This window comes from Flavobacterium sp. NRK F10 (assembly GCF_024054235.1).
GTDB lineage: Bacteria > Bacteroidota > Bacteroidia > Flavobacteriales > Flavobacteriaceae > Flavobacterium > Flavobacterium sediminis.
The window spans coordinates 948,374-971,387 of the sequence record NZ_JAMXLC010000001.1 but is presented as its reverse complement, the minus strand read 5'-3'; the positions used below and the strand labels follow the sequence as shown (position 1 = coordinate 971,387).

Genomic DNA, 23,014 nt, shown 5'->3' with positions numbered 1-23,014 from the left:
TTGAAGGTTGATTTTTATAAAATTCTTAAAAATATTTTATCTTAGCCGGAAAATCAACAACTAAATTAATATGAAAAAATTTGCTTTATCATTAGTAGTAACAATGCTTTTAGCACCTGCTACTATTTTTGCAGATGAAGGAATGTGGTTTTTGATGTTCATTGAACGATTAAACCACCGCGATATGCAAAAAATGGGCTTACAGCTAACAACTGACGAAATTTATAGTATCAATCACCATAGTTTGAAAGATGCCATTGTTCAGTTTAACGGAGGTTGTACGGCTGAAATTATCTCAAAAGACGGATTAGTGTTAACCAATCACCATTGTGGTTATGAGTCTATAGCAGAGCTTTCTACTCCTGAATCTAACTATTTAAGAGACGGTTACTGGGCGGCAGACAGATCACAGGAATTGAAACCTAAAAGTTTATATGTTCGCTTTTTTGTCCGAATGGATGATGTGACCAAAAGAATCTTATCAAAAGTAAATCCGCAAATGACAGAAGCAGAGCGGGAAGCAGCGATTAACAAAGAAACAGCATTGATCCAGAAAGAGAATAGCGAAGGCGGGAAATATACAGTTTCCGTAAAGTCATTCTTTCAGGGAAATGAGTTTTATTACTTTGTGTACCAAGACTATAAAGACGTACGTTTTGTAGGAACACCACCGGAAAGTATCGGGAAATTTGGAGGAGATACAGATAACTGGGAATGGCCTCGTCATACCGGAGATTTTTCCATGTTCAGAGTATATGCAGATTCAGAAGGAAATCCTGCTGAATATTCACCGGAAAATGTGCCTTTAAAAGCGAAATACCATTTACCGATCAATTTGAATGGTGTAAAAGAGGGTGATTTTGCAATGATCTTAGGTTATCCGGGAAGAACTAACCGTTGGATGCCATCAGGAGGAATTGAGCAAAATGTAAAATATGCGTATCCGGCTTGGGTAGAAGGTTCTAAAACCGGTATGGATGCTATGAAAAAATATATGGATCAGAGTGATGCTATTCGTTTGATGTATGCTTCAAAATATGCACGCGTAGCAAACTATTGGAAGAATCGTCAAGGAATGATAGATGCTTTAACAGCACATAGAACGGCACAGATCAAAGCCGAAAATGAGAAAACTTTTAATAAGTGGGCAAGTAAAAAGGCTAATAAAGCTAAATATGGCACTGTTATAAAAGATATCAATGCCTATTACAAACTGACCAATGAAAAAGCACGTCATGATAATTACTTGATGACTATGTTCAGAACCAGTTCGTTTGCCATTATTTCCAGAACTTTGGGGAGAAGACTGAAAAATTATGCAAGTGCTGATGAGGATGTCAGAAAATTGATGAAACCGGCATTAGAAGAAGAAATCAAAGGTTTTTATAAAGAAATCTATCTTCCGGCAGAAAAAGAGATCCTGACCCGACAATTGACATTGTATACAAATAAAGCGGGATACATTTTGTCTCCGTTAGTAGTTGATGTGGCAAAAAGAGCAAAAGGTGATTTTGCGCCTTATGTGCATAATTTATTTGAATTATCACTTTTCGGAAAAGAGGAATATTTGCTGAAATTTTTAGAGATGCCAGATCTGAAAACATTAGAGAATGATGATCTGTATAGTTTTTCTGAAGCGATGCTTGGACATTATTATAAGAAAACAGAAGAAGTAGAGCAGGCAGAAGAAAAATTTTCAAAAGCATACCGTTTATTGGTGGAAGGTTTGAGAGAATCTAAATTAAGCACGATCTTATATCCGGATGCGAATTCCACATTGCGTTTAACATACGGAAAAGTAAGAGCATTGCCGGAAGATAAAAGAAATGATGCTAAAGACAACTTCTATACAACGATGAAAGGAATGGTAGCTAAGTATAAACCGAATGATCCGGAATTTGATTTGCCTAAAAAAGTTTTAGAGATGTTTGAACGAAAAGAGTTCGGACGTTATGCTGATCCTAATGGCTATATGCCGGTGAATTTCTTAACGGATAATGATATTACCGGAGGAAATTCAGGTTCACCGGTATTAAACGGAAAAGGAGAATTGATAGGTTTAGCATTTGACGGAAATATTGAAGCTATGGCAGGAGATGTGATTTTTGATACGGAATTGCAAAGAACCATTAATGTAGATATCCGTTATGTATTATGGCTTATTGATGAGTTTTCCGGAGCGAAACATATTGTAGATGAAATGACGATTGTTGAATAAAATCATTTTATATTTTAAAAAAGTCCCGATTCGGGACTTTTTTTATGGGTTAAAATCAAGAGGAATCAGATCTCCGACTTTTTTCCAGCCCATGTATCCATAGACGAGTAGGTTAAGTGGGTTATAGTAATTGCCATTTGAAAAAACTTCAACTTTTTCATTTTCAACTTTTAAATAGGAAACTTGATAAAAGTTGTCGGTCATATATTTTGAATCCGGACTTGCCTTGGTATAAGTAATCAGTACATAATTTTCAAAATCTAAGAACTGCCTGTCTTCGGAATCTTTTACAAAATCAGTTTTACTCAATGCCTTCCCAATTATAGTAATCTCTTTTTTGGGTAGATCTTTGAAAAAATGATAGTTTCCGGTTTTTTTTGCTTCTTCTTTCATTTTTTTTAAAGTGTTCGCATCAGGATATTTTGGATTGTCTTTAATAATGTATTGGCTGATGAGAAAGCCTTCTTCTTTTATTTTGTTTTCATGGGCAGATTTTAGGAAATGATTTAGCGAACCATAATAGGCTTCTAATCTGTTTTTCGTAACTTTTTTAGGTTTTAATTTGTACTTTTCAACGATATCTTCAAAAAAGGAATATCCAAGATAGAAGGTAAAACCTTGTTGGTCTTTAGGGTTGATGAGGTTGAATTCAATTAAATCATAATTGATTAAATACCCTGTGGCTTTATTCAATACAAGTAACGGTTTATTAGTGTTAGCAATTAGCCTGTAACCTGTAGAATCCGATATTTCAGTGAAATAAAGTTCTTCTTCATTTAGTATTTCTGCATTTTGAGCCAATGTACTTTGTCCTAAGAAGCTTGTTTTGAAAATTTTATAACGCCTGTGCCAATCCTTGTCCTGTTTTTGTTTGACAACCACTACTTCATTTAACGTGTTGCTTTTTTCTCTCAATAATATTGTTTTCGAAAAATCACTGCTATCACTCAGATCTAATTTGACATTAATCGTGTAATAGCCCAGATAGCTCACAACAATTTCCTTTGTTTCCCGGGATAGCTGTAGACTGAAATCACCATCTATATCCGTAGTCGTTCCTATACTTGAATTCGGTATATATATAGAAGTGCCGGAAAGAGGTTCTTTTGTTCTGGCATCAATGACTTTTCCGGAAAAAGTTATTTGGGAAAAGCTGATGATGGGGATTAAGAAGACAAAGAGATATTTAAACATATTAGTGGGTTTTAATAATGCAACTTTTTGAATGTGAAGAAAATTCAGGAGCATACATACTTTGCAGAGTTGCAATTCCGTCAGTGAATGTTCCTTTATTATTTATTCTGACATCATATTCTAAGACGTAAGTTCCTTTTTCGATTTCATCAAAGAAGAAGTGTGTGGCAGTATCTCTTGTACTTCTGTAAAAGTAAAGTCCGTCTTTATATTCATAATCAGAGAGTACATCAACTGGTTCAAAACAGGATGCTCGTGAATCTTTTAAATGAACGAATTCTAAGTTTTCCTTACATTTTATTATTAGGCGAACAGTTATTAAATCGCCTACATTAAGATTTTCTTCGTTTATTTCAATTAGTTGATCACCTTCAGGTGTTTTGGTCTTTTTGTATAATTTTTTTGAAAGGCTTAAAGCTGAAGTGTTGTCAGATGTTACATTTTCTAAATTTTCAAAATACTGCCAATAGACGCCTCCGAATCCAGGAACATCAGATCTGTTGTCAACTGTTATTTTTCCCATATCAGGAGTGATTTCTTCTTTTATCCAATGAAGTTTAATATAGCCTGTTTCTTTTTGTTTTTCACTTTCCGAAAGTTTTTTAGAAGCAATTTTTGAATCGCCTATAGAGAATTTTACATTGTCTTTTGCTGCACTCCAATTTTTTCCGTAGTTGAGTAAAGCGTAAATAGCTTCAGAGGTTGATTTTGTAGTAGCCCAATGATTAGATTGTTTTTTGCTTAGTAACCATGCTTTTAGTTCTTCAACTGTTTTTTCATCTCGATCTATTTCTGCGAAAGCTTCAATTAATAAAGCTTGAGTTTCTATCGGAGACTGATACCAGTAATAACCATAATTGTTTTCAATCCAATACATTCCTTTTTCATTATCTTTTGAAACAGTTTCTTTTAAATGAGTAATTATTTTTTTTGCCCATTCTTTTTTACCCATTCTCTGCAGAGAGAGTGCTATCAGACCTTTTTCATATAAAGAATATTCTAACCAATCTTTTTTGAAAGTTTCAAATTGTTCATTGAAGATTTCTTGTGACTTAACAGATAAAGGGTGCTCTTCTAAAAAGAAACTTCTTGCATACCAGAAGTGGAAGTTTAAATGAATAGCTGAGATTTTTTTCCCTTTTGTGTGTTTTTCAATCGTTTTTTTGTCTAAAAATGAAATAGCCTTAGTTGCTATAACAGAAAATCTATTCTTCTCTTCGGGATACATTTTAGATAAATGACCTAATCCGGAAAGTATGTGTTGGGTGATGAAAACGTTTTCTTTTCCGCCATCAAACCATGAAAATGCACCATTTGATTTTTGTTTGTCTTCTAATTTTTGGAAAGTACGATCTAAAGATTCTGCTAAAGTGGTTAAATCCATTAACGTAGCTAAACGTTTATTTTGTTCTTCTTCACTTTCAGTATCGAGTAGCCATGGTGTTTCATTTAGAATAATAGATTTTAGTTCTTCATTCCAATTCAATTTGGAAGTAACTTTTTGATTTTTCCAGGTTTCAAAGACTTGCGCTATTTTTTCATTACCCGAAATAATTTTATGCGCAATAAAATTAGCATAATATCTGGCAAAAGTTTGTTCGGCACATTCATGCTCATATTCTATTAAATAAGGAAGTGATTGTAAAACAAACCAAATAGGGTTTGAGGAATATTCTAAAGTTATTTTTTGATTTTGAAGTGTTGTTGAGGAGCCGTTTAACAGATTATCAAATACAAGCTCTTTTTTAGATTTTGACTTTATCCAAATCGGTCTGCTTTCTGTTAGTAAAATTCTATTGCTTACTACAGGAATGATATTTTCTTCTCCGTCAGAAAAGTTACCTGACTTTGCAACAATTTTATATTGTAAGCCACTACTGTTTTTCGGAATAGTGATGATCCAATTTACAGGAACACTTTCTTTGGGTTTACAGTTGAAGTTTCTGATTTTATTAGCATTAAAAGCAATTGAGTCGATAGGGTTATTGTTTTCGACATCAAAAAGCATAAGCATGGCAACACCTGATTTCGTTTCATTAGTCAGGTTAACTACTTTTGCTGAAACGGAAATAGTATCAGTCTCTCTTACAAATCGAGGCATGTTAGTTTGAATCATAATGTCTTTTTGCGAGATGATCGAAGATTCAAAGTAACCAGTATCATAATTTTTATTATGAGCAAATAAACGCAACTTCCATTGTGTCAGTGATTCAGGAGTAGTAAAGTTGAATGAAATTTTTCCGTTTTTGTCGGTTTTTAATTGTGGATAAAAAAACGCAGTTTCGTTAAAATTAGTTCTGGTTTTTACCTGAGTAAGGTTTTGTAGTGCATCTTTTGTAGTAACAATTATTACACCGTTTGAGCCTAGTTCGCCATACAAAACTGAGCCTTGAGCTCCTTTTAATACCTGTATTTCGTTTATATTTTCAGTGCTCATGTTTTGAAGTTCATTTGCAGTAGTGATTTTGCCGTCAATCACAATTAATGCTTCATTGTTTCCGGTTATGGAACGATTGCCGTTTATAACAATACGAGTTGAATTTTTATCATTAGATGCAGTATTAATTTGTAAACCGGATATTTTTCCAATTAGCGCTTGAACAGCGTTAATGTTTCCTGCTTGTGTGATTTCTTCTGATTTTATAATTTGGTAAGAAGAAGTGATTTCATCTGCTTTCCGTTTTATACCCAAAGCACCTACAACTTCAACAGCTTCTAGGTGCATTGACTTCAAAATGATATTATAGCTATCTTTGTTTTCAATGACAATTTCTTCTTTCATTCCAACATAAGAAACTTCTAGATATTCTCCTGGTTTAGCTATTATGGAATAGTTGCCGTCAAAATCAGTTGTTGTGCCTATTGTCGTTCCTTTTACTATTACATTTGCTCCGGCTATTGGTCCTAATTCATCTGAAACAACACCACTAACGATTTTAGACCCTCTTGGTATTTCCGAAAATCGTTGCAATTCTTTTTGGTACTTTATGGTATTTAATTTTCTTGTATTGAAATCAAAACCAAACCATTTGAGGTCAAGAGGGTTTAAATCTTCATAGATGAACTTTCGGTTATAGCTTATGAAATTTTTAAAGCGAATGATTTCTTTGTCCTGATTGGTGTAGAAATAAGGAAAGGACAGGTAAAAACCATTGTTTGTGAAAAATATTTTTTCCCAGTCTGTTGTAGTGAATTGGTCTAATGAACCATCATACATTGAAGCTAAAACTTCCGCCTCGCTTTTAGAGTCAAGTATTTTAAAGGACCAATTTTCGTTACTCCCTGGTTCAATTTTATTTCTAAAACTTTCAATTTCTATGTTTAACGAACGTTCTGTTTTTATGGGGTCAATTCTGAGAGTTTCTTCGTGAGTCAGGTTCTCCCAAATTGAAGAGAATTGAAAATGATAACCAAGAGTGGTTGTTTGTCCCTTTTTAAAACGAATAATTTTTTTACCATTTATCAATTGATCTGTCTGAGTGTTAAAACTTGTAGATTGACCTTTAAAAAAACGAGTAGTTATCCATAAGTCGGGTATTTCAGAGAAAAGTTCAATTTCTATAAAATCGCTGTTTGGTTTTGAAATATCAGTATAGCTAAAGAGTTTTTCATTTAAACTCGGTTTTGTTTTAGAATCTAATGTAAATGATCTTTCGCTTTTTATTTCATTTCCTTTAGTATCTTTCGCTTTAGTAAGAACCTTATATTTTCCGTTTTCAAGTTCTTTTAGAAAAGATAGGTCTAATGTAGTTGTTACAGCTGTGTTTAAATCAATAGTTTTAATTAAAACAGGTGTCGAATCGTAATCAGATTTGTCATAAGGTTCATAGGGGAATAGTTGCTCAAAATCTTCCCTGCTTAAAGTTTGTATCTCAGGGATTTGGAAAGTTCTCTGCTTTCTAAAAGATTTTGCTTCAATTTTATAGATTTCTGCTTTAACTTTTGTAGGAACAGGATAATCATTTTGTGTTGTTGCCTTAATAGAGGCTGTAAGCCTTTTTTCTTTATAGAGTATATTGTCGGTGTTTATTTTTAAATCCAACATGTATTTACTCACTTCAACAGACTGTGATGCACTTCGTGTTTCTCCGTTAGTATCTGTAATATCGGCATTAATAGCATAACTGAAAGAGATAATGCTGTCTTTAGAGATATCGTCTTGAATTGCAGGAAAAATGATTGAAAAATCCCCTTTTTCATCGGTTTCAGTTTCTGCTACGATGTGATTTCTTTCATAAGGGAAATATCTGTCTAAAGCAGAAATTCTTTTAGAGATACTATATTTTACTTTAGCATGAGATAAGTTATTTCCGGCTAATGCTTTTGCATTTCCTTTGATTTTTAATGTGTCACCAATAGTGTAGTTCTCTTTTATTTTGTCAAAGGTAACTTCAAAAGTCGGTCTTTTGTATTCTTCAACCTTAAACTGTACACTGCTTCTCCAATCATCAAAGTCTACATTGTCCCAGAACAAATGTTCGTCTTCTTTTGGATCATAATATTTAGAGTCTTTTTCATAATTATCAGGTTCATCTACGTAAATTTCAAATTCTCCGGTTAAAACATTCTTCGGGATTTCAAATTCTCCGGTAAAAGAACCAAATTCATTGGTTTGTAGTTCGTAGGTCTGCAATTCTTTGCCTTTTGAATCTTCAATATATACTTTTACTGTTACATAAGGGACAACACTTTTTTTGAAGTTCATGTTTTGAACAAGGACACCTTTAAAATATATTTTCTGTCCTGGTCTGTAAATGGCTCTGTCTGTAAAAATCTGAGCTTTTGCTTCAAAAATAATATCTTCATTGTCATAAATGTAAATAAAGCTTCTTTTGTAATTGTGAAAAATAGAATCAGAATCTTTTGTGATTAAAATTTTGTTGTTATATGATTGATCTCTAATATATTGTTGTTTTTGGAAGTGTCCTTTTCCGTTACTATTTGTTTTAGATCTTTGGTCATCATTAATAAGCAGGACATTCTCAATAGGCTTGCCGGTTTTCCGATTTAAAACATAGATGTTGTCATTTTCCTGATCTTCATCTTCAACAATATAGAAATCTGTTACAGTAATCTGACTATAAGCAAAAGCTTTATTTTTAGTGATACTGTCATTTTGAACTTCAAAGAAGATTAAATAATTACCGGCTTCCAATTTTTCTAATATAATTTCGGTAGAATGTTCAAAATAATCAAAAGGATTAGGTAATTGTCGGGTAAATGAATTGACAGGTTTGTGATTTTCAACATAATTCACAATGATAGAATCGTTTATAGGCGAAAGCAGGTATTCATAGGTATCGAAATCTTTGTTAAATGACAAAGGGAATCTGTAATAACTTACTTTTACAGAATCTACATTTTTAAACCAAACTAAAGCTCTGTTGCTCTGATTAGGGTAGATTGTTTTTTGTAATTCAATTTTAAGTGTTTTGTCTATGATAAGATGCTTTGTTCTTTCAGCTTTTGCTAAGATATTAGGATGAACTCTGGTGCTTAATATAGAATCTAATATTTTCAGAGCTGTTTTTTGGTATTGAACTTCTCTTTTTTGTGAACCAATGTAAATTAAGTTTTCTGCTTGGTCTAATCTTATTTGTTGTTTCAGTATTATGTTTTTGGTGCTTTCTTTTAAGACCAAAAGTTCTTTTGGAAATTTAGTTTCAGACTGGTTAATTATTGCGAAATAGTTGATACGGCTGTAATAAGAATTGTCTAGTTTATCATTATTTCTTGAAAGATAGAATGCTTCATAATCCTGAATACATTGAAGAACTTTTTTTAAGCCAAAATTACTAATAGAATCAAGATTTGAAGTAATGAATTTTTCGGGTTGTATTAAAGATAATTCTTTTAAATTAGCTTGGAACGATGACGTTTTAAACTCCCAAAGATTAATATCGGATTTTAAATGTTCTAAATATTTTTCATGGAAAAAATCATATAAATTATGTTCTTTACCGTCAATAGTAGAAGGAATATCAAAAATAGCTTTCCAATCGGAAAGCGATGCTTTATATAACTCCTCTTTATGATTAAATATGGCTTCAAAATTACTGTTGATTTCATTTTCAAAATCTTCTGAATTCCAAAGTAAAAAATCTTTTGAGTGATTTAATTCTATTTTTGAACGTTCTTCGATTTTATAGTGGTTTGCCTGTTTGTATTCTTTTAAAATTGTAGCTAAAATGTAATGCAGAACAGCTTGAGAAACAGGAGAACTCTTTTTAAGTTCTTTTTTTAAGTTGCTAACGATTTCTTCTTGAGCAGCTTCATTTGTAATCATCTCAAACTTTGATTGATAGAAAATACATTTGATAACTTCTTTTTCGTCTTTTTTTCTTGATGCTTTTCTGTAAATCTTTTGCACTTCTTTTTGTGCAGAAGTTATTTTTCCGTCTATTTCAAGTTGGTACACTTTTTCCCATTCCTTATTGAAGTTCTGAGCAATTAAAAGAGTTGAAAAAAACAAAAAGCTTAGCGTATAAATATATTTCATAATAATCCTTTATGTATATAGAGGGGAAAAATTTTAAAAAGGTTGGAAAGTAAATTTATAAAATTTATCTGTAGTTTTTAATTGAAATCAATTCTTTACCTTTGAACCTGATGAAAAAACTTTGTTTCTGGCTATTATTTTCTACAATTAGTTTTGCCCAATCTGACTTTGAATTGGGGAAACAATATTTTGCTGAAAAAAAGTGGGAATTGGCACGAAATAATTTTGAAAAATACTTAGAGCAAGACCCGGAGAACTCTGAAGTTGTTGAATATCTGGGGGATATTTTCGGACATCAAAAGAAATGGGATGCCGCTATTGAAAAATACAAAATGCTCCGAGATAAATTTCCGGGAAATGCTGATTATTGGTACAAATATGGCGGCGCCTTAGGCATGAAAGCAAAAGAAAGTTCCAAATGGAAAGCGCTTGGGATGATTGATGATGTGGAAGAAGCTTTCTTAAAAGCAGCTAGTCTTGATAAAAGTCATATTGATGCCCGCTGGGCACTGGTAACTTTGTATATAGAATTGCCCGGAATAGTAGGCGGAAGTGAAAAAAAAGCGCAGTACTATGCTAACGAGTTGATGGGGCTTTCAAAAGTGGACGGTTATTTAGCAAAAGGCTACATAGATGTGTATTTTAAACGTTATGAAAAAGCCGAAAAAAATTATAGCAACGCCCATAAGATCGGACATTCAAAAACTACTTTTGAAAAGTTATATGACTTATATTTGAACAAGCTTAAAAATGCCGAAAAAGCCAAACAATTAAAAAAAGAATTTTATAAAACATAAAGTTATGGATTTCTAACTTTTAACTTCTAACTTTGAAATGAGAGTACACTTCATAGCCATTGGCGGAGCAGCCATGCACAACTTAGCCTTAGCCTTACATGAAAAAGGATATCAAGTAACCGGAAGCGATGATGCTATCTTTGAACCGTCAAAATCACGTTTAGATAGAAAAGGCTTGTTGCCAAAAGAATTAGGTTGGTTTCCGGAAAGGATCACAACCGATTTAGATGCGGTTATTTTAGGAATGCATGCTAAAAAAGACAATGCTGAATTATTGCGTGCACAAGAGTTTGGCGTGAAAATATATTCGTATCCTGAATTCTTATACGAACAGTCAAAAGATAAAACCCGTGTGGTTATAGGAGGGTCGCATGGAAAAACAACCATTACTTCCATGATTTTACATGTGATGAATTATCATGATATTGCCGTTGATTATATGGTTGGAGCGCAATTAGAAGGTTTTGATACGATGGTGCATTTAACCGAGGAAAATGAATTTATCGTTTTGGAAGGCGATGAATATTTAACGTCACCTATCGATTTGCGTCCGAAGTTTCATTTGTACCAGCCTAATATTGCTTTGATCTCCGGTATTGCCTGGGATCATATTAATGTATTCCCGACGTTTGAAAATTATGTAGAACAATTCCGGATTTTTACCAATGGGATTACTAAAGGCGGGATTTTAGTTTATAATGAAGAAGATGCGGTTGTAAAACAAGTAGCGGAAGAATGTGAAAACCAAATCCGAAAAATTCCGTATCAAACACCGGAATACACTGTTGAAGGAGGAGTGACTTATTTGGAAACACCGGACGGTTTTATGCCGATTGAGGTTTTCGGGGCACACAATCTGAACAATTTAGCAGGAGCGAAATGGATTTGCCAGTGTATGGGTGTTGATGAAGCTGAATTTTACGAAGCAATTGCTACTTTTAAAGGAGCAAGCAAACGTTTAGAGAAAATTGCAGAAAGCACTAATAAAGTAGCATATAAAGATTTTGCACATTCACCAAGCAAAGTGTCAGCGACGACAAAAGCAGTAAAAAATCAATATCCTGACAGAAAGTTAGTGGCTTGTTTAGAATTGCATACATATAGTAGTTTAAATGCCGAATTCTTAAAACAATATCAAGGCGCTTTAGATGCTGCTGATGTTGCAGTGGTTTTCTATTCACCTGATGCTGTTAAAATTAAGCAATTGGAAGAAGTAACGTATGAACAAATTGCCAATTCTTTTGAGCGCAAGGACTTGGTTATTTATACCAATCCAGTGGAATTTAAAGATTTTTTATTCAGTCAAAATTTAGATAACTCCGCTTTATTACTAATGAGTTCCGGTAATTACGGCGGATTGAATTTTGACGAAGTGAAGCAATTAATTAGTTAGTGTGTCAATTTGAAAATTTGATAATGAATAAAAAAATCCGAATTAAATTCGGATTTTTTTGTTTAAAATAATGTTATTTAATATTAATTTGATTTTGTAAAAACTCCATTAATGATTCTGTTTTTTGTAAGTCTTCATTAGAAGAATTAATTTTTAGTTTTCCAAATTTTGGATCTAATATAAATTCGAATGATATTTGGTTTAAGTTTTCTGAATTTACTTTTATAACTTTATTTATAAATTTGAAAGGAATAATATTGAAATAGGGTTCGGGTTCATTTCTACTATTAGAGGATTCAGTTAAAGTTGAAGAATAGATTATGAAATATTTTTTTCTAAGTCTAAGTATATTATTGGTTTTCCAGAATATTTTGGTTGTTATACCAAAGAATCTTATATGTATTAAAATTTAATGAAGAGGCTTTACCTGTTTTTACTATATTTATACCTCCTTGTTTCATGACTAACTAAATAAATCATTACAATTAGAACTAAAATAGAGATAATAATCATAATCTTTTTTGAAAATAAAATCAAATATAACTTTTTCCACTTAATAATTTTCAAATTTTCAAATCAACACATTATTTCCCATAACGATAATGCCCGACAATTTTCCAATTGAAAAGGCAATCTTCCAAGACTTGTCCACTTCCTATGTTGTGGACAATTTTATTTCGTTTTCTATCATTTGATTTAATATGCGTTACAATCCCAATATGTGGAATCCCATCGCCGGAAAGCCGCCATGTTACAATGTCGCCAATGGTATAATCACCAGCGTTCTGAGAAATGGGTAGACTTCTTCCTTTTCGTTTAAAAAAAGTTTCCAGATTAGGAACTCTGCGATGATCTATATTTTTATCGGTAGTTTTTAATCCCCAGATTTTCGGGTATAAGGAAAAGTTAGCTTTCATGTCTTCATGTACCTCTTTTTGCAGATCAATGCCTAATTTTCGATATGTCCGAATTACTACATCACTACAAACCCCTGTTTTAGCAGACACGTCACCATTTGGATAAGTAATAGAAACATAAGCTGGAGTATATACTACTTCAGGATCTATAATTGAAATAGCAGCATTAGAAAGTTTCTGGTAGAAATCAATTTGATTTGAATCTTGAAAAAAATTATCTTTCCTGATTTCTTTAGTGTCTTTTAAAACCCAATATTTAGTTTCTTCTTTACAATTAAAAAGAAGAAAGGATAAAAAAAAGGCGCTGATAATTTTCATAAGACTCATTTTAATTTTAAAACGGACTAATCATACTTTTAGTATTTATCGGCTATTCATGCCTGTTTTCAAACTTTATGATGATTCTAGAATGCTGAATTTTAAAAAAATGGTTGTTGCTTTTATGGTTTTATATTGACAAATTTTCATACATTTGTTTTTATAAATGCCAAATAAAATAGTATGTATACGCCAATTAATCAGTGGGCAGAGGACGATCGCCCACGCGAAAAGTTTTTACTTAAAGGTAAATCTTCTTTGTCCGACTCAGAGCTCTTAGCAATACTCATAGGGTCGGGTTCCCGTAGCGAAAGCGCTGTTCAGTTATGCCAACGCATTTTAGCGTCTTCACAAAATAATCTCAATCTTTTAGGGAAATTATCGATACAACAACTGACCCATTTTAAAGGAATAGGGGAGGCTAAAGCAATTGCTATTGCAGCTGCATTGGAATTAGGGCGAAGAAGACGAGAGGAAGAACTCGTTCAGCTAAAAAAAGTAACGTCCAGTAAAGCTGTTTTTGATGTAATGCATTCAATAATAGGTGAATTGCATCATGAAGAATTCTGGGTCTTATACCTGAATAATTCTAATAAAATAATCTATAAGTCACAAATCAGCAAAGGAGGACTCATAGGAACAGTTGTTGATATTCGTATACTGTTTAAGTTAGCATTAGAGCATAATGCCACTTCAGTCATTTTAGTACATAATCACCCTTCAGGAAAGCTGTCGGCAAGTGAAGCAGATGTTCAGATAACGAAAAAAATTAAATCAGCCGGAGAAAATTTAGACATTAGAGTATTGGATCATATTATCATTACCGAACGCTCTTATCTAAGCTTTGTTGACAATGGAATATTTTAGAAAAGATTAAGAAGTAGATTTGGAGCAATTCCTTATCTTGCAGACTAATTGAAAATAAGTTGAATAATTCTATCTCAAATTTAATTGTTCTTAGATAGGGCATTCTTAACCTTCGCTTTGAACAGATAAATAAATTTATGATTGGAATTTAAATTATAATTGAACATTAAGTTTTTATGATTAGCACTAAAGGAATAACTTTTTCTTATGCGGATGATCAACTGTTTCACATGCCGGATCTGCATTGTGATGCAGGAAATACTATTTTGATAACCGGTGATTCCGGAAAAGGAAAAACAACATATTTGCATATTTTGGCAGGTTTGTTAAAACCGAAGACCGGAGAAATTTTAGTTGATAAAACTGATATTGTTTCTCTATCAGAAGCAAAAGGAGATAAGTTCAGAGGAAAGCATATAGGTTTAGTATTGCAGAAATCGATCTTTATTGCGGCTTTTACCGTTTTAGAAAATTTAGAAATGGCAAGTTGGCTGGCAACCGGTAAGAAAAATACGGAAAGAGCTAAAAGGTTATTAGAGCAATTAGACATAACCGATCAGTCACATAAATTACCAAACCAATTAAGTATAGGGCAACAGCAACGTGTTTCTATTGCCCGTGCTTTGATGAATGAACCTAAAGTGCTTTTAGCAGATGAACCAACGTCAAGTCTGGATGACAAAAATGCAGAAAAAGTAATAAAGTTATTAACTGATTTGTCTAAAGAGTACAAAGCGGCCTTGGTAATTGTTACGCACGACACACGAATAAAAGAGAAGTTTATTAATAAAATAACGATGGTGTAAGATGATCACAAAATTAGCTTGGCGAAATATCTGGTTTAAACCGTTAAACACTATTTTGAGTATTATTTTGTTAACTTCAAGTGTAGCTATTATTACGGTGTTGATTTTATTGGAAAAACAATTTGAAGAAAAGTTTAATAGTAATATTGACGGAATTGATTTAGTAATGGGTGCCCAAGGAAGTCCGTTGCAATTAATTTTATCGTCAGTATATCAGGTAGATGCTCCTACCGGAAATATAAGCTTTGACTCCGCAAAGATATGGATGCAAAACCCTATGGTAAAGAGAGCCATTCCGTTGGCTTTCGGGGATAATTATAAAGGATTTAAAATAGTAGGGACAACTTCTGAATATTTGGAAAAATACGGAGCAGTAATTTCTGAAGGAAAGGTATTTGAGAAGAATTTTGAAGTGGTGGTAGGTAGCGAAGCTGCTCAAAAATTAAATTTAGGTATAGGAGATGAGTTTTTCGGGACACACGGTAGTGAAGAAGAAGGTGAAGTGCATGAACATTATGCTTACAAAGTGGTGGGAATTGCGTCAGCAACAGGTAGAGTAGTAGATAATTTAATTATTTCTAATATTCCCAGTGTATGGCAAATGCACGGAACTCATGAAGAAGAAGCCCATAGACATGAAGAAAATCTTGCGCATGGTGAAGCGGGTCATATTCATGAAGAAGGAGACGAACATGAACACCATATCGATGAGGAAAGTGATATGACAATTGACGAACCCGGAATGGAAATCACTTCAGTTTTATTGCAAATGCGAAACCCTATGGCAAAACTAACCTGGCAGCGAATCATTCCGCAAAATACCAAAATGCAGGCTGCATCTCCGGCAATTGAGATCAATCGCCTGTTTACATTGTTTGGCGTGGGAATAGATGCGCTTCGTTATTTAGCCTATGGAATAATGCTTATCTCCGGAATATCGATTTTTATAGCTCTTTTTAATACTTTAAAAGAGCGTAAAAATGAATTTGCTTTGTTGCGTGTTAACGGTGCTGGGAGAAGACAATTACTAAAACTGGTTTTAATAGAAAGCTTATTGCTTTGTGTCTTAGGGTTTATTTTTGGTACGATTTTGGGAAGAATTGGTTTGATGTTGATCTCAAGATCATCAGAAAGTGATTTTAAATTGAGTTTTAATCCGTATGAGTTTATCTGGGATAAAGAAGGCTGGTTATTAGTACTGACTTTATTAGTAGGCGTTATAGCAGCATTGATCCCGGCGATAAAAGCTTATACACTAAACATATCAAAAACATTAGCATATGCGTAATTTATATAAAATAGGAGTGGCCTTAGTAGTGGCGATTGCTATGTTCAGCTTTACCGATAAAAAAGAAAGTTTCAAAAAGGATCATTCGGAAAACATAGTTTTAACGGATACTTTGACCTGGAAATTATTAGGACAGATTGATTATGTAAAAAAACCGGATAAAACATATGGAGAAGTAATGTTTCCGGTGATTAATCCTAAATTAAGAGCTATGCAGGGAAAACCTGTTGTTATAAGCGGCTTTATTATTCCGATAGATAATAAGAATTATGCTATTAGTAAAAATGTATTTGCATCTTGTTTCTTCTGTGGAAAATCCGGTCCGGAAACCATAATGGGAATCAAATTTAAAGACGGTCTCCCTAAGTTAAAAACAGACCAATACGTAACTTTAAAAGGAATTTTTCGTTACAATGATAGCGATGTGGAAGATTGGATCTACCATGTTGAAAATGCAGTTATTGTAGAAGGAAACTAAAGAGCAAAAAATAAATGACTTTCTATCATAAAAAACACCTTTTCTTTGATTTAGATCATACTTTGTGGGATTTCGACAGAAATTCGGCAGCAGCTTTTGACGTTATTTTCAAAGAACACGGTTTTGATTTCAGTACGGAAGAATTCTTAAAGCATTATGTGCCCAGAAATCAGTATTATTGGAAACTGTATCAGGTAAATAAGGTTTCGCATGAAGATTTACGTTACTATCGTTTAAAAGATGTTTTTGATGTTTTGGGAGTTGATGTTTCAAGAGAAATAATCCATCAGCTTTCCGAAGATTACATTAGCCATTTACCGAATAGTAATCATTTGTTTGACGGAGCGATAGAAGTCTTAGAATACCTTCAGCCTCATTATAATCTTCATATCATTACAAATGGTTTTCATTTTGTACAAGATAAAAAATTAAGAAATGCAAATATTGAACATTTCTTTCAGACAGTTACCAACTCTGAAATGGCCGGAGAAAAAAAACCGCATCCGATAATTTTTGAGCACGCATTAAGTTTGGCTAATGCCGACAAACAAGAAAGTATTATGATAGGAGATAGTTTGGAAGCCGATGTTGAAGGTGCTATAAATTTCGGGATGGATGCTATTTTCTTTAATGCTGAAAAAATAGCGACAAGCCAACCCGTTTACCAAATTAATCATCTGTTGGAATTAAAAAATATATTATGATAAAAAAGAGTTTTACAGCTATAGTCTTATTGTTAACTTTATTCGGTTGGGCACAGGAAAAATACCAATATGTAATTGTTCCGGCGAAATTTGAATTTTTAAAGGAAGCGAATCAATATGGATTAAATACGCTGACAAAATCTTTCTTTGAGACAGAAGGTTTTACGGTGTTCTATGATACAGACGAATTACCGATTGATATCGCAAACAACAGGTGTAAAGTTCTGTATGCAGAAGCAGTGGAGCAAAACAAACTGTTTACAACTAATGTGCTCTTTGAAATAAAAGATTGTCAAGGGAAAGTTTTGTATGAAAGTTTTAGAGGAAGTAGCCGGGAAAAATCATATGAAGTGGCTTATAAAGAAGCTTTCAGAGCTACTTTGAGCTCTATGAAAGGGCAATTGAACCTGACGAATAATTTTATTATTAATGTTGCTGCTGAGAATAAACCTTTAGTAGTTGAGGCTAAACCGGATAAAAAAGAAGTGCAAAAACAGGTAGATCCCAATCAGTTATTTGCATTGCCAATTGAAAATGGTTATAGGTTAGTAGATAGTGTCCCGAACGTGATCTATACTATACAGCAAACTTCTGTAGAGAATGTATTTATTGCACAAAAAGGTGAGATCAACGGTGTTTTTCAAAAGAAAATCAACGGGTGGTATTTTGACTATTATCAAAACGGAAATTTGGTTTCAGAAAGAATTAGTGTGAAGTTTTAGCCTTTTGTAATAAAGCTTTAATAACCATATTTATCTTTCCATCTATTCTTTAAAAATTGACGTAATTCACGCTCGCGAGCATTTTCCCCGGGCTCATAAAATTTTGTCTCTGAAATTTCAGTAGGTAAAAATTCTTGCTCAGCAAAATTGTTAGGATAATCGTGTGCATACTTATATTCATCGCCGTAACCTAACTCCTTCATTAACTTAGTAGGAGCATTTCTTAAATGTAGAGGAATCGGCAAGTCTCCTGTTTGTTTAACGAACTGTTGGGCTTTGCCTATGGCCATATAACTGGCATTGCTTTTTGCCGAACTTGCTAAGTAAATAGCACATTGACTCAGAATGATCCTGCTTTCGGGATAGCCAATTGTCGTTACAGCCTGAAAAGTATTATTCGCCATAATTAAAGCTGTCGGATTAGCATTGCCAATGTCTTCACTGGCTAAGATGAGCATTCGACGAGCAATAAATTTAACATCCTCACCTCCCTCAATCATACGGGCTAACCAGTATACGGCACCATTCGGGTCACTGCCACGAATCGATTTAATAAAAGCAGAGATAATATCGTAATGCTGCTCTCCGGTTTTGTCGTACATGACCGTATTTTTCTGAACCAATTGCATGACCTTATCGTTGGTAATTTCAATGGTATCTCCTTCACTGGCATTAATTACTAATTCAAAGATGTTCAATAATTTCCTGCCGTCTCCTCCTGAAAGCCGAAGCAAAGCTTCAGTTTCTATAAGTTGAATGTCTTTTGTTTTCAGAATTTCGTCTGTTTCAAGGGCTCTGTGTAAAAGAGCTTCTAAATCATCTTTGGTAAACGGATTTAAGACATAAACCTGACATCTCGACAGTAGCGCGGGGATTACTTCAAAACTTGGATTTTCAGTAGTAGCACCTATCAAAGTGACCCAACCCTTTTCAACAGCAGCCAGTAAAGAATCTTGTTGGGATTTACTGAATCTATGGATTTCATCAATAAACAGAATAGGGTTTTTACTGGTAAATAAACCGCCGCTTTGTTTTGCTTTTTCAATGACTTCTCTCACTTCTTTTACACCGGAGTGGATGGCGCTTAATTGGTAGAAAGGACGTTTGCTTTCCTGAGCCATGATCTGAGCTAATGTTGTTTTTCCGGTTCCCGGAGGCCCCCATAAAATTAAGCTGGGAATAATCCCCTTGTTAATTTGATGGGTCAACGAGCCTTGTTCTCCAACGAGGTGTAATTGGCTGATATATTCAGATAAATGTTGCGGACGTATGCGTTCTGCTAATGGTGCTTCCATAGTGTAAAATTACGATTTTCTATTCTATTTTCCAGTTGGAGGAAAGCAAACTTTTATTCTATAATATGACATTTTTTCAGAAAAAATGATTTGGTTTATTTTTTGTTGTAATCTTGCTGGAAATAAATGAATTATACAGGCTATTATAGATCTTTTTTAAATTAGTTTTTGTATTCTAATTGAAAAATACAATTGGAGATGCCGAAAACCAATAAAGTAGAGTAGGCTAATTAAAAACTTTAAATTATGTCATTAATAAAATGGAAAAATAATGATTTTTTTCCTGCTTTTGAAGGATTGTTCGGAGATTTCTTTAATGATGATTTTTATAAAAAAGGACTCCAATTGGGAACTACAGTTCCGGCTGTAAATGTGAAAGAAACGGATAATGGATATCAATTAGATGTCGCAGTTCCGGGGGTAAAAAAAGAAGATATTAAAGTGAATTTAGACAATGGTATTTTAACTATTTCTTCTGAATCAGAACATGAAGATGAAAGTAAGGAAGGAGAAAAAGTAACGCGTAAAGAATACAGCTACAGTTCTTTTTCCAGAAGTTTTTCTTTACCGGATAATGCTAATGAAGGTGAAATTGATGCTGAATACAAAGACGGGGTTTTGAAAATTAATATTCTGAAAACTGCCCCTAATCACGTTGAAAAAACACGATTGATTGAAGTGAAGTAATTTTTTTGTAATTTAAAATTGAAACCTGAAAGGTTTTTTAAGCCTTTCAGGTTTTTATATATAAGACAAGGGATCTTTTCAAAACCTGAAATAGAATGAAACGTATTGTGAGAGAACATCAATTCAAATTTACGGCTTCGGTAATCTTGTTGCCGTTAGTTTTTGTATTTGTAATGTGGTTGGTTTTTTGGGTGGAAATGAAATTTAACGTTAATTTCCATCATTACGGGATTTACCCCAGAGAGTGGTTCGGACTAAAAGGAGTGTTGTTAAGTCCGTTTCTACATTCCGATTTTCAACATATCACAAATAATTCTTTAGCCCTTTTGGTTTTGTTAGCCATGCTTCAGTATTTTTATAAAGCACAAACAGTAGCGGTTCTTTTTTTAGGGATTCTTTTTTCCGGATTCGGAACGTGGCTTTTAGGCCGTCCCAGTTATCATATAGGTGCCAGTGGGTTGATCTATGTTTTGGTAAGTTTTATCTTTTTTAAAGGTATATTTACTAAATATTATAGACTTATGGCGGTTTCTTTTGTGGTAGTATTGCTCTACGGAGGAATGGTTTGGTATATGTTTCCGGAAGTAGATCAGTCTGTTTCCTGGGAAGGGCATTTAAGTGGGTTTCTAACGGGTTTGTCTATGGCGCTTTTGATTAAAACACCTCAATTCGGAAAACCAATGCATTACGAATGGGAACATCCTGATTTTAATCCGGAGAAAGATAAATTCATGCGAAATTTTGATGAAAATGGCAATTTTAATCCGCCGCCAAAAATTGTGTTAGCAGAGGAAGAAGATTCGCTAAAAAATTATTTTTCGTCTTCTATTAAGGTAATTTATGAGTTTTTGGGGAGGAAAAATTAGTTTTTTTTATTAGTTAGAAATTCAATGACCGTATTTTTTTCTTCTATGATTTTAAGATACAACTCTTCTTTTTCTTTTAGAAGTTTTTCATAAAGCTGTTCTATTTTTGTGAGATGTTTCTGGTCATAATTTATAGTCTCAATATAGCCACTTTGATTGCTTGGTTTATGGAAATAATAATATTTATTTTCATTTGGGAATAAATCGGTAATATTGAGTTCTAAGGCTTCTGCTAATACAGGAATCTTATTCCATTCCAGAAAGGTCTTATTATTCTCTAATCTGCAATACTTAGTTTGTGATATACCAAGTATATCTGCCATTTTTTCTTGTGAAAGCCCTTTAGATTCCCTTGCTTTTCTAATTTTTGTCCCGATTTCCATATTTTTGATAGTATAAATTATATTTCGTAAAAGTACTTAATTCATTTATGAATTAAAAATATTCAAATGTGAATAAGAGGGAATAACTTTTTTCTTATAAATTTAAGTTTAACAATTAAAAACTTATTATTATGAAGAAAATTGGTTATTTATGTTTTTTGTTTTACTTTTATTTTCATGTTCGGAGGAAAATATTTATAACGAAAGTACGAATGGTAGTAACGCTGTTAATCCTTTTGGAACGAATAACAGTAGTTTCTATCAGAAAGGAGCGTCTGTTTTGACTGAGGAGTATTTGATGATTCAGAAAACAAGTGATTATTTAGATTTTAAAAGTAAAGTTGAGAGTTTCTCTTCTAAATTTCCGGGAGATATTAAATTAGTTTTTGCTGATAAAGAAGAAATGATGAATTGGATTAGTCAGAATTTGAATTTGACATTATTTAATAATCTCGAAGCTGTAAGCAATGAATTTGATGAATTATCAGAATCGTATAAAGTCATTGTATCTAACAATTTAAGTTTTTTTAATGAAGTTGGGATGTTAAATGATAATGAAGTTAAGGATTTGTTTTCGAATGGGATAGATAGCTTTGATGCAAGTAAATTGCCACCTGGTGGGCCTTGTGAAAATAATTGTATAAATGCCGCAGTAGAATGTTCTAATAGTGTTAACGCTTTATACGAGAGTCAAATGTTAGCGGCTAATATGTGTTATCAATCAGGACAGTTATTGCTTGGGGCAGTTATTGCTGCAATGGCAACAGTTAATCAACATAATGGGCAACATAATTGTGCCGTCTCTTTTAATGCTTGTATTGAGGCGTGTTAAAAAAATGAAAGATAAATTTTTGTATATAATTTTTTTTAATTCAATAGTAGTGTTTGGTCAAACAAACATTACTATTGGAGTGAAAGCGCCCGAAATAGAAGTCACAGATTGGATCTACAATATACCAAATGATAAAAGTGTAGATAATAGGTTTGTTGTTTTAGATTTTTGGGCTACTTGGTGCGGACATTGTATAGATGAATTCAGTTTTTTAGATAGCTTAAAAAGTGAAGCTATTTCAAAAGATGTTCTTTTTTTGTCTATAACTGATGAAAGACCTGAAAAAATTAAGAAGGTAATTAATCGGTTAACTATAGATGTTAAAACATCTATAGTTACTGATACTAATGGAGTAACACAAGAAAGGTATGGTAATGGGCAAAAAATAACAATTTTACCTTTAGTTGTACTAATAGATAATAAAGGGATTATAAAATGGAAAGGCTCTAAGTTAGACAAGCAAACATATTATGATTTTTTGTTAGATGATTTACCAGTTATTCAAAAGAGAAATGATATCTATTTACCAGATAATTCTTTTGGTTATTTGCAAAGCGATTCGCTAGTAAATTTTCTTAAGATAGATTCCTCTAAAGCAAATTCTTTTAAAACTGAAAAATATAAAAGAAAAGGAACGGCGAATGCAAAATTTATAGCTTTTAATTGTGACTTGAAAAGATGTTTAGTTTCGTTATTAGATTATGACCCTAAATTTATTGAGGTTTCTGAGTCTATAGAAGGTTTGTATGA

18 protein-coding genes are annotated in these 23,014 nt (G+C 33.0%); 13 read left to right on the top strand and 5 right to left on the bottom strand.

Annotation, left to right across the window (positions count from 1 at the left end; genetic code table 11):
• Nucleotides 1–70: 70 nt before the first annotated feature.
• Entirely contained in the window at nucleotides 71–2,218 is a 2,148-nt protein-coding gene (locus NHF50_RS04555; RefSeq protein WP_252775199.1) for a S46 family peptidase, read from the top strand.
• Between the two features lie 42 nt (nucleotides 2,219–2,260).
• On the opposite strand, the gene NHF50_RS04550 is transcribed toward NHF50_RS04555, so the two are convergent.
• Both NHF50_RS04550 and NHF50_RS04545 read right to left on the bottom strand, forming a co-directional pair.
• Nucleotides 2,261–3,412, bottom strand: a complete 1,152-nt coding sequence (locus NHF50_RS04550; RefSeq protein WP_252775198.1) for a carboxypeptidase-like regulatory domain-containing protein — start codon at nucleotides 3,410–3,412, stop codon at nucleotides 2,261–2,263.
• Nucleotide 3,413: 1 nt separating this feature from the next.
• The gene (locus tag NHF50_RS04545) at nucleotides 3,414–9,911 is read right to left on the bottom strand and encodes an MG2 domain-containing protein (protein ID WP_252775197.1); all 6,498 of its coding nucleotides are present in this window, start codon (nucleotides 9,909–9,911) and stop codon (nucleotides 3,414–3,416) included.
• Nucleotides 9,912–10,021: 110 nt separating this feature from the next.
• Here NHF50_RS04545 and NHF50_RS04540 point away from each other — a divergent pair, with 110 nt between their 5' ends.
• Both NHF50_RS04540 and murC read left to right on the top strand, forming a co-directional pair.
• Nucleotides 10,022–10,708, top strand: a complete 687-nt coding sequence (locus tag NHF50_RS04540; protein ID WP_109568550.1) for a lipopolysaccharide assembly protein LapB — start codon at nucleotides 10,022–10,024, stop codon at nucleotides 10,706–10,708.
• A 37-nt stretch (nucleotides 10,709–10,745) separates the two neighbouring features.
• Nucleotides 10,746–12,101, top strand: a complete 1,356-nt coding sequence (gene murC / locus NHF50_RS04535; RefSeq protein WP_252775196.1) for a UDP-N-acetylmuramate--L-alanine ligase — start codon at nucleotides 10,746–10,748, stop codon at nucleotides 12,099–12,101.
• Between the two features lie 584 nt (nucleotides 12,102–12,685).
• Here the strand turns inward: murC and NHF50_RS04530 are convergent.
• The gene (locus tag NHF50_RS04530; RefSeq protein WP_252775195.1) at nucleotides 12,686–13,336 is read right to left on the bottom strand and encodes a DUF1287 domain-containing protein; all 651 of its coding nucleotides are present in this window, start codon (nucleotides 13,334–13,336) and stop codon (nucleotides 12,686–12,688) included.
• Between the two features lie 183 nt (nucleotides 13,337–13,519).
• On the opposite strand from NHF50_RS04530, the gene radC reads away from it, so the two are divergent.
• The 6 genes from radC to NHF50_RS04500 all read left to right on the top strand — a co-directional run bounded on the left by radC (nucleotide 13,520) and on the right by NHF50_RS04500 (nucleotide 18,201).
• Complete coding sequence (gene radC / locus NHF50_RS04525) at nucleotides 13,520–14,203, top strand: DNA repair protein RadC (protein ID WP_109568547.1); 684 nt, start codon at nucleotides 13,520–13,522, stop codon at nucleotides 14,201–14,203.
• 176 nt (nucleotides 14,204–14,379) lie between these two features.
• Nucleotides 14,380–15,009 carry an ABC transporter ATP-binding protein gene (locus tag NHF50_RS04520; RefSeq protein WP_109568546.1) on the top strand — a complete coding sequence of 210 codons (630 nt, stop codon included), beginning with the start codon at nucleotides 14,380–14,382 and terminating at the stop codon, nucleotides 15,007–15,009.
• 1 nt (nucleotide 15,010) lies between these two features.
• Nucleotides 15,011–16,297 (top strand): FtsX-like permease family protein, encoded by a 1,287-nt coding sequence (locus tag NHF50_RS04515; protein WP_252775194.1) that lies wholly within the window; start codon nucleotides 15,011–15,013, stop codon nucleotides 16,295–16,297.
• Nucleotides 16,290–16,775 carry a hypothetical protein gene (locus NHF50_RS04510; RefSeq protein ID WP_109568545.1) on the top strand — a complete coding sequence of 162 codons (486 nt, stop codon included), beginning with the start codon at nucleotides 16,290–16,292 and terminating at the stop codon, nucleotides 16,773–16,775. The genes NHF50_RS04515 and NHF50_RS04510 overlap by 8 nt, the downstream gene beginning before the upstream one ends.
• A gap of 14 nt (nucleotides 16,776–16,789) precedes the next feature.
• Nucleotides 16,790–17,479, top strand: coding sequence for a YjjG family noncanonical pyrimidine nucleotidase (locus tag NHF50_RS04505; RefSeq protein ID WP_252775193.1), 690 nt, complete (start codon nucleotides 16,790–16,792; stop codon nucleotides 17,477–17,479).
• Nucleotides 17,476–18,201 carry a hypothetical protein gene (locus NHF50_RS04500; protein ID WP_252775192.1) on the top strand — a complete coding sequence of 242 codons (726 nt, stop codon included), beginning with the start codon at nucleotides 17,476–17,478 and terminating at the stop codon, nucleotides 18,199–18,201. The genes NHF50_RS04505 and NHF50_RS04500 overlap by 4 nt, the downstream gene beginning before the upstream one ends.
• Before the next feature lie 17 nt (nucleotides 18,202–18,218).
• On the opposite strand, the gene NHF50_RS04495 is transcribed toward NHF50_RS04500, so the two are convergent.
• Entirely contained in the window at nucleotides 18,219–19,496 is a 1,278-nt protein-coding gene (locus NHF50_RS04495; RefSeq protein ID WP_252775191.1) for a replication-associated recombination protein A, read from the bottom strand.
• Between the two features lie 246 nt (nucleotides 19,497–19,742).
• Between NHF50_RS04495 and NHF50_RS04490 the strand changes: the two genes are divergently transcribed.
• Both NHF50_RS04490 and NHF50_RS04485 read left to right on the top strand, forming a co-directional pair.
• Nucleotides 19,743–20,183 (top strand): Hsp20/alpha crystallin family protein, encoded by a 441-nt coding sequence (locus NHF50_RS04490; protein WP_109568541.1) that lies wholly within the window; start codon nucleotides 19,743–19,745, stop codon nucleotides 20,181–20,183.
• Nucleotides 20,184–20,278: 95 nt separating this feature from the next.
• Nucleotides 20,279–21,049, top strand: a complete 771-nt coding sequence (locus tag NHF50_RS04485; RefSeq protein WP_252775190.1) for a rhomboid family intramembrane serine protease — start codon at nucleotides 20,279–20,281, stop codon at nucleotides 21,047–21,049.
• Here NHF50_RS04485 and NHF50_RS04480 read toward each other — a convergent pair.
• Nucleotides 21,046–21,432: a helix-turn-helix domain-containing protein gene (locus NHF50_RS04480; protein WP_252775189.1), complete on the bottom strand. Its 387-nt coding sequence runs from the start codon at nucleotides 21,430–21,432 to the stop codon at nucleotides 21,046–21,048. The genes NHF50_RS04485 and NHF50_RS04480 overlap by 4 nt on opposite strands.
• Nucleotides 21,433–21,583: 151 nt before the next feature.
• Here NHF50_RS04480 and NHF50_RS04475 point away from each other — a divergent pair, with 151 nt between their 5' ends.
• The gene (locus NHF50_RS04475; protein ID WP_252775188.1) at nucleotides 21,584–22,264 is read left to right on the top strand and encodes a hypothetical protein; all 681 of its coding nucleotides are present in this window, start codon (nucleotides 21,584–21,586) and stop codon (nucleotides 22,262–22,264) included.
• A gap of 4 nt (nucleotides 22,265–22,268) precedes the next feature.
• A partial coding sequence (locus tag NHF50_RS04470) for a TlpA disulfide reductase family protein (protein WP_252775187.1) occupies nucleotides 22,269–23,014 on the top strand: 746 nt, incomplete at its 3' end.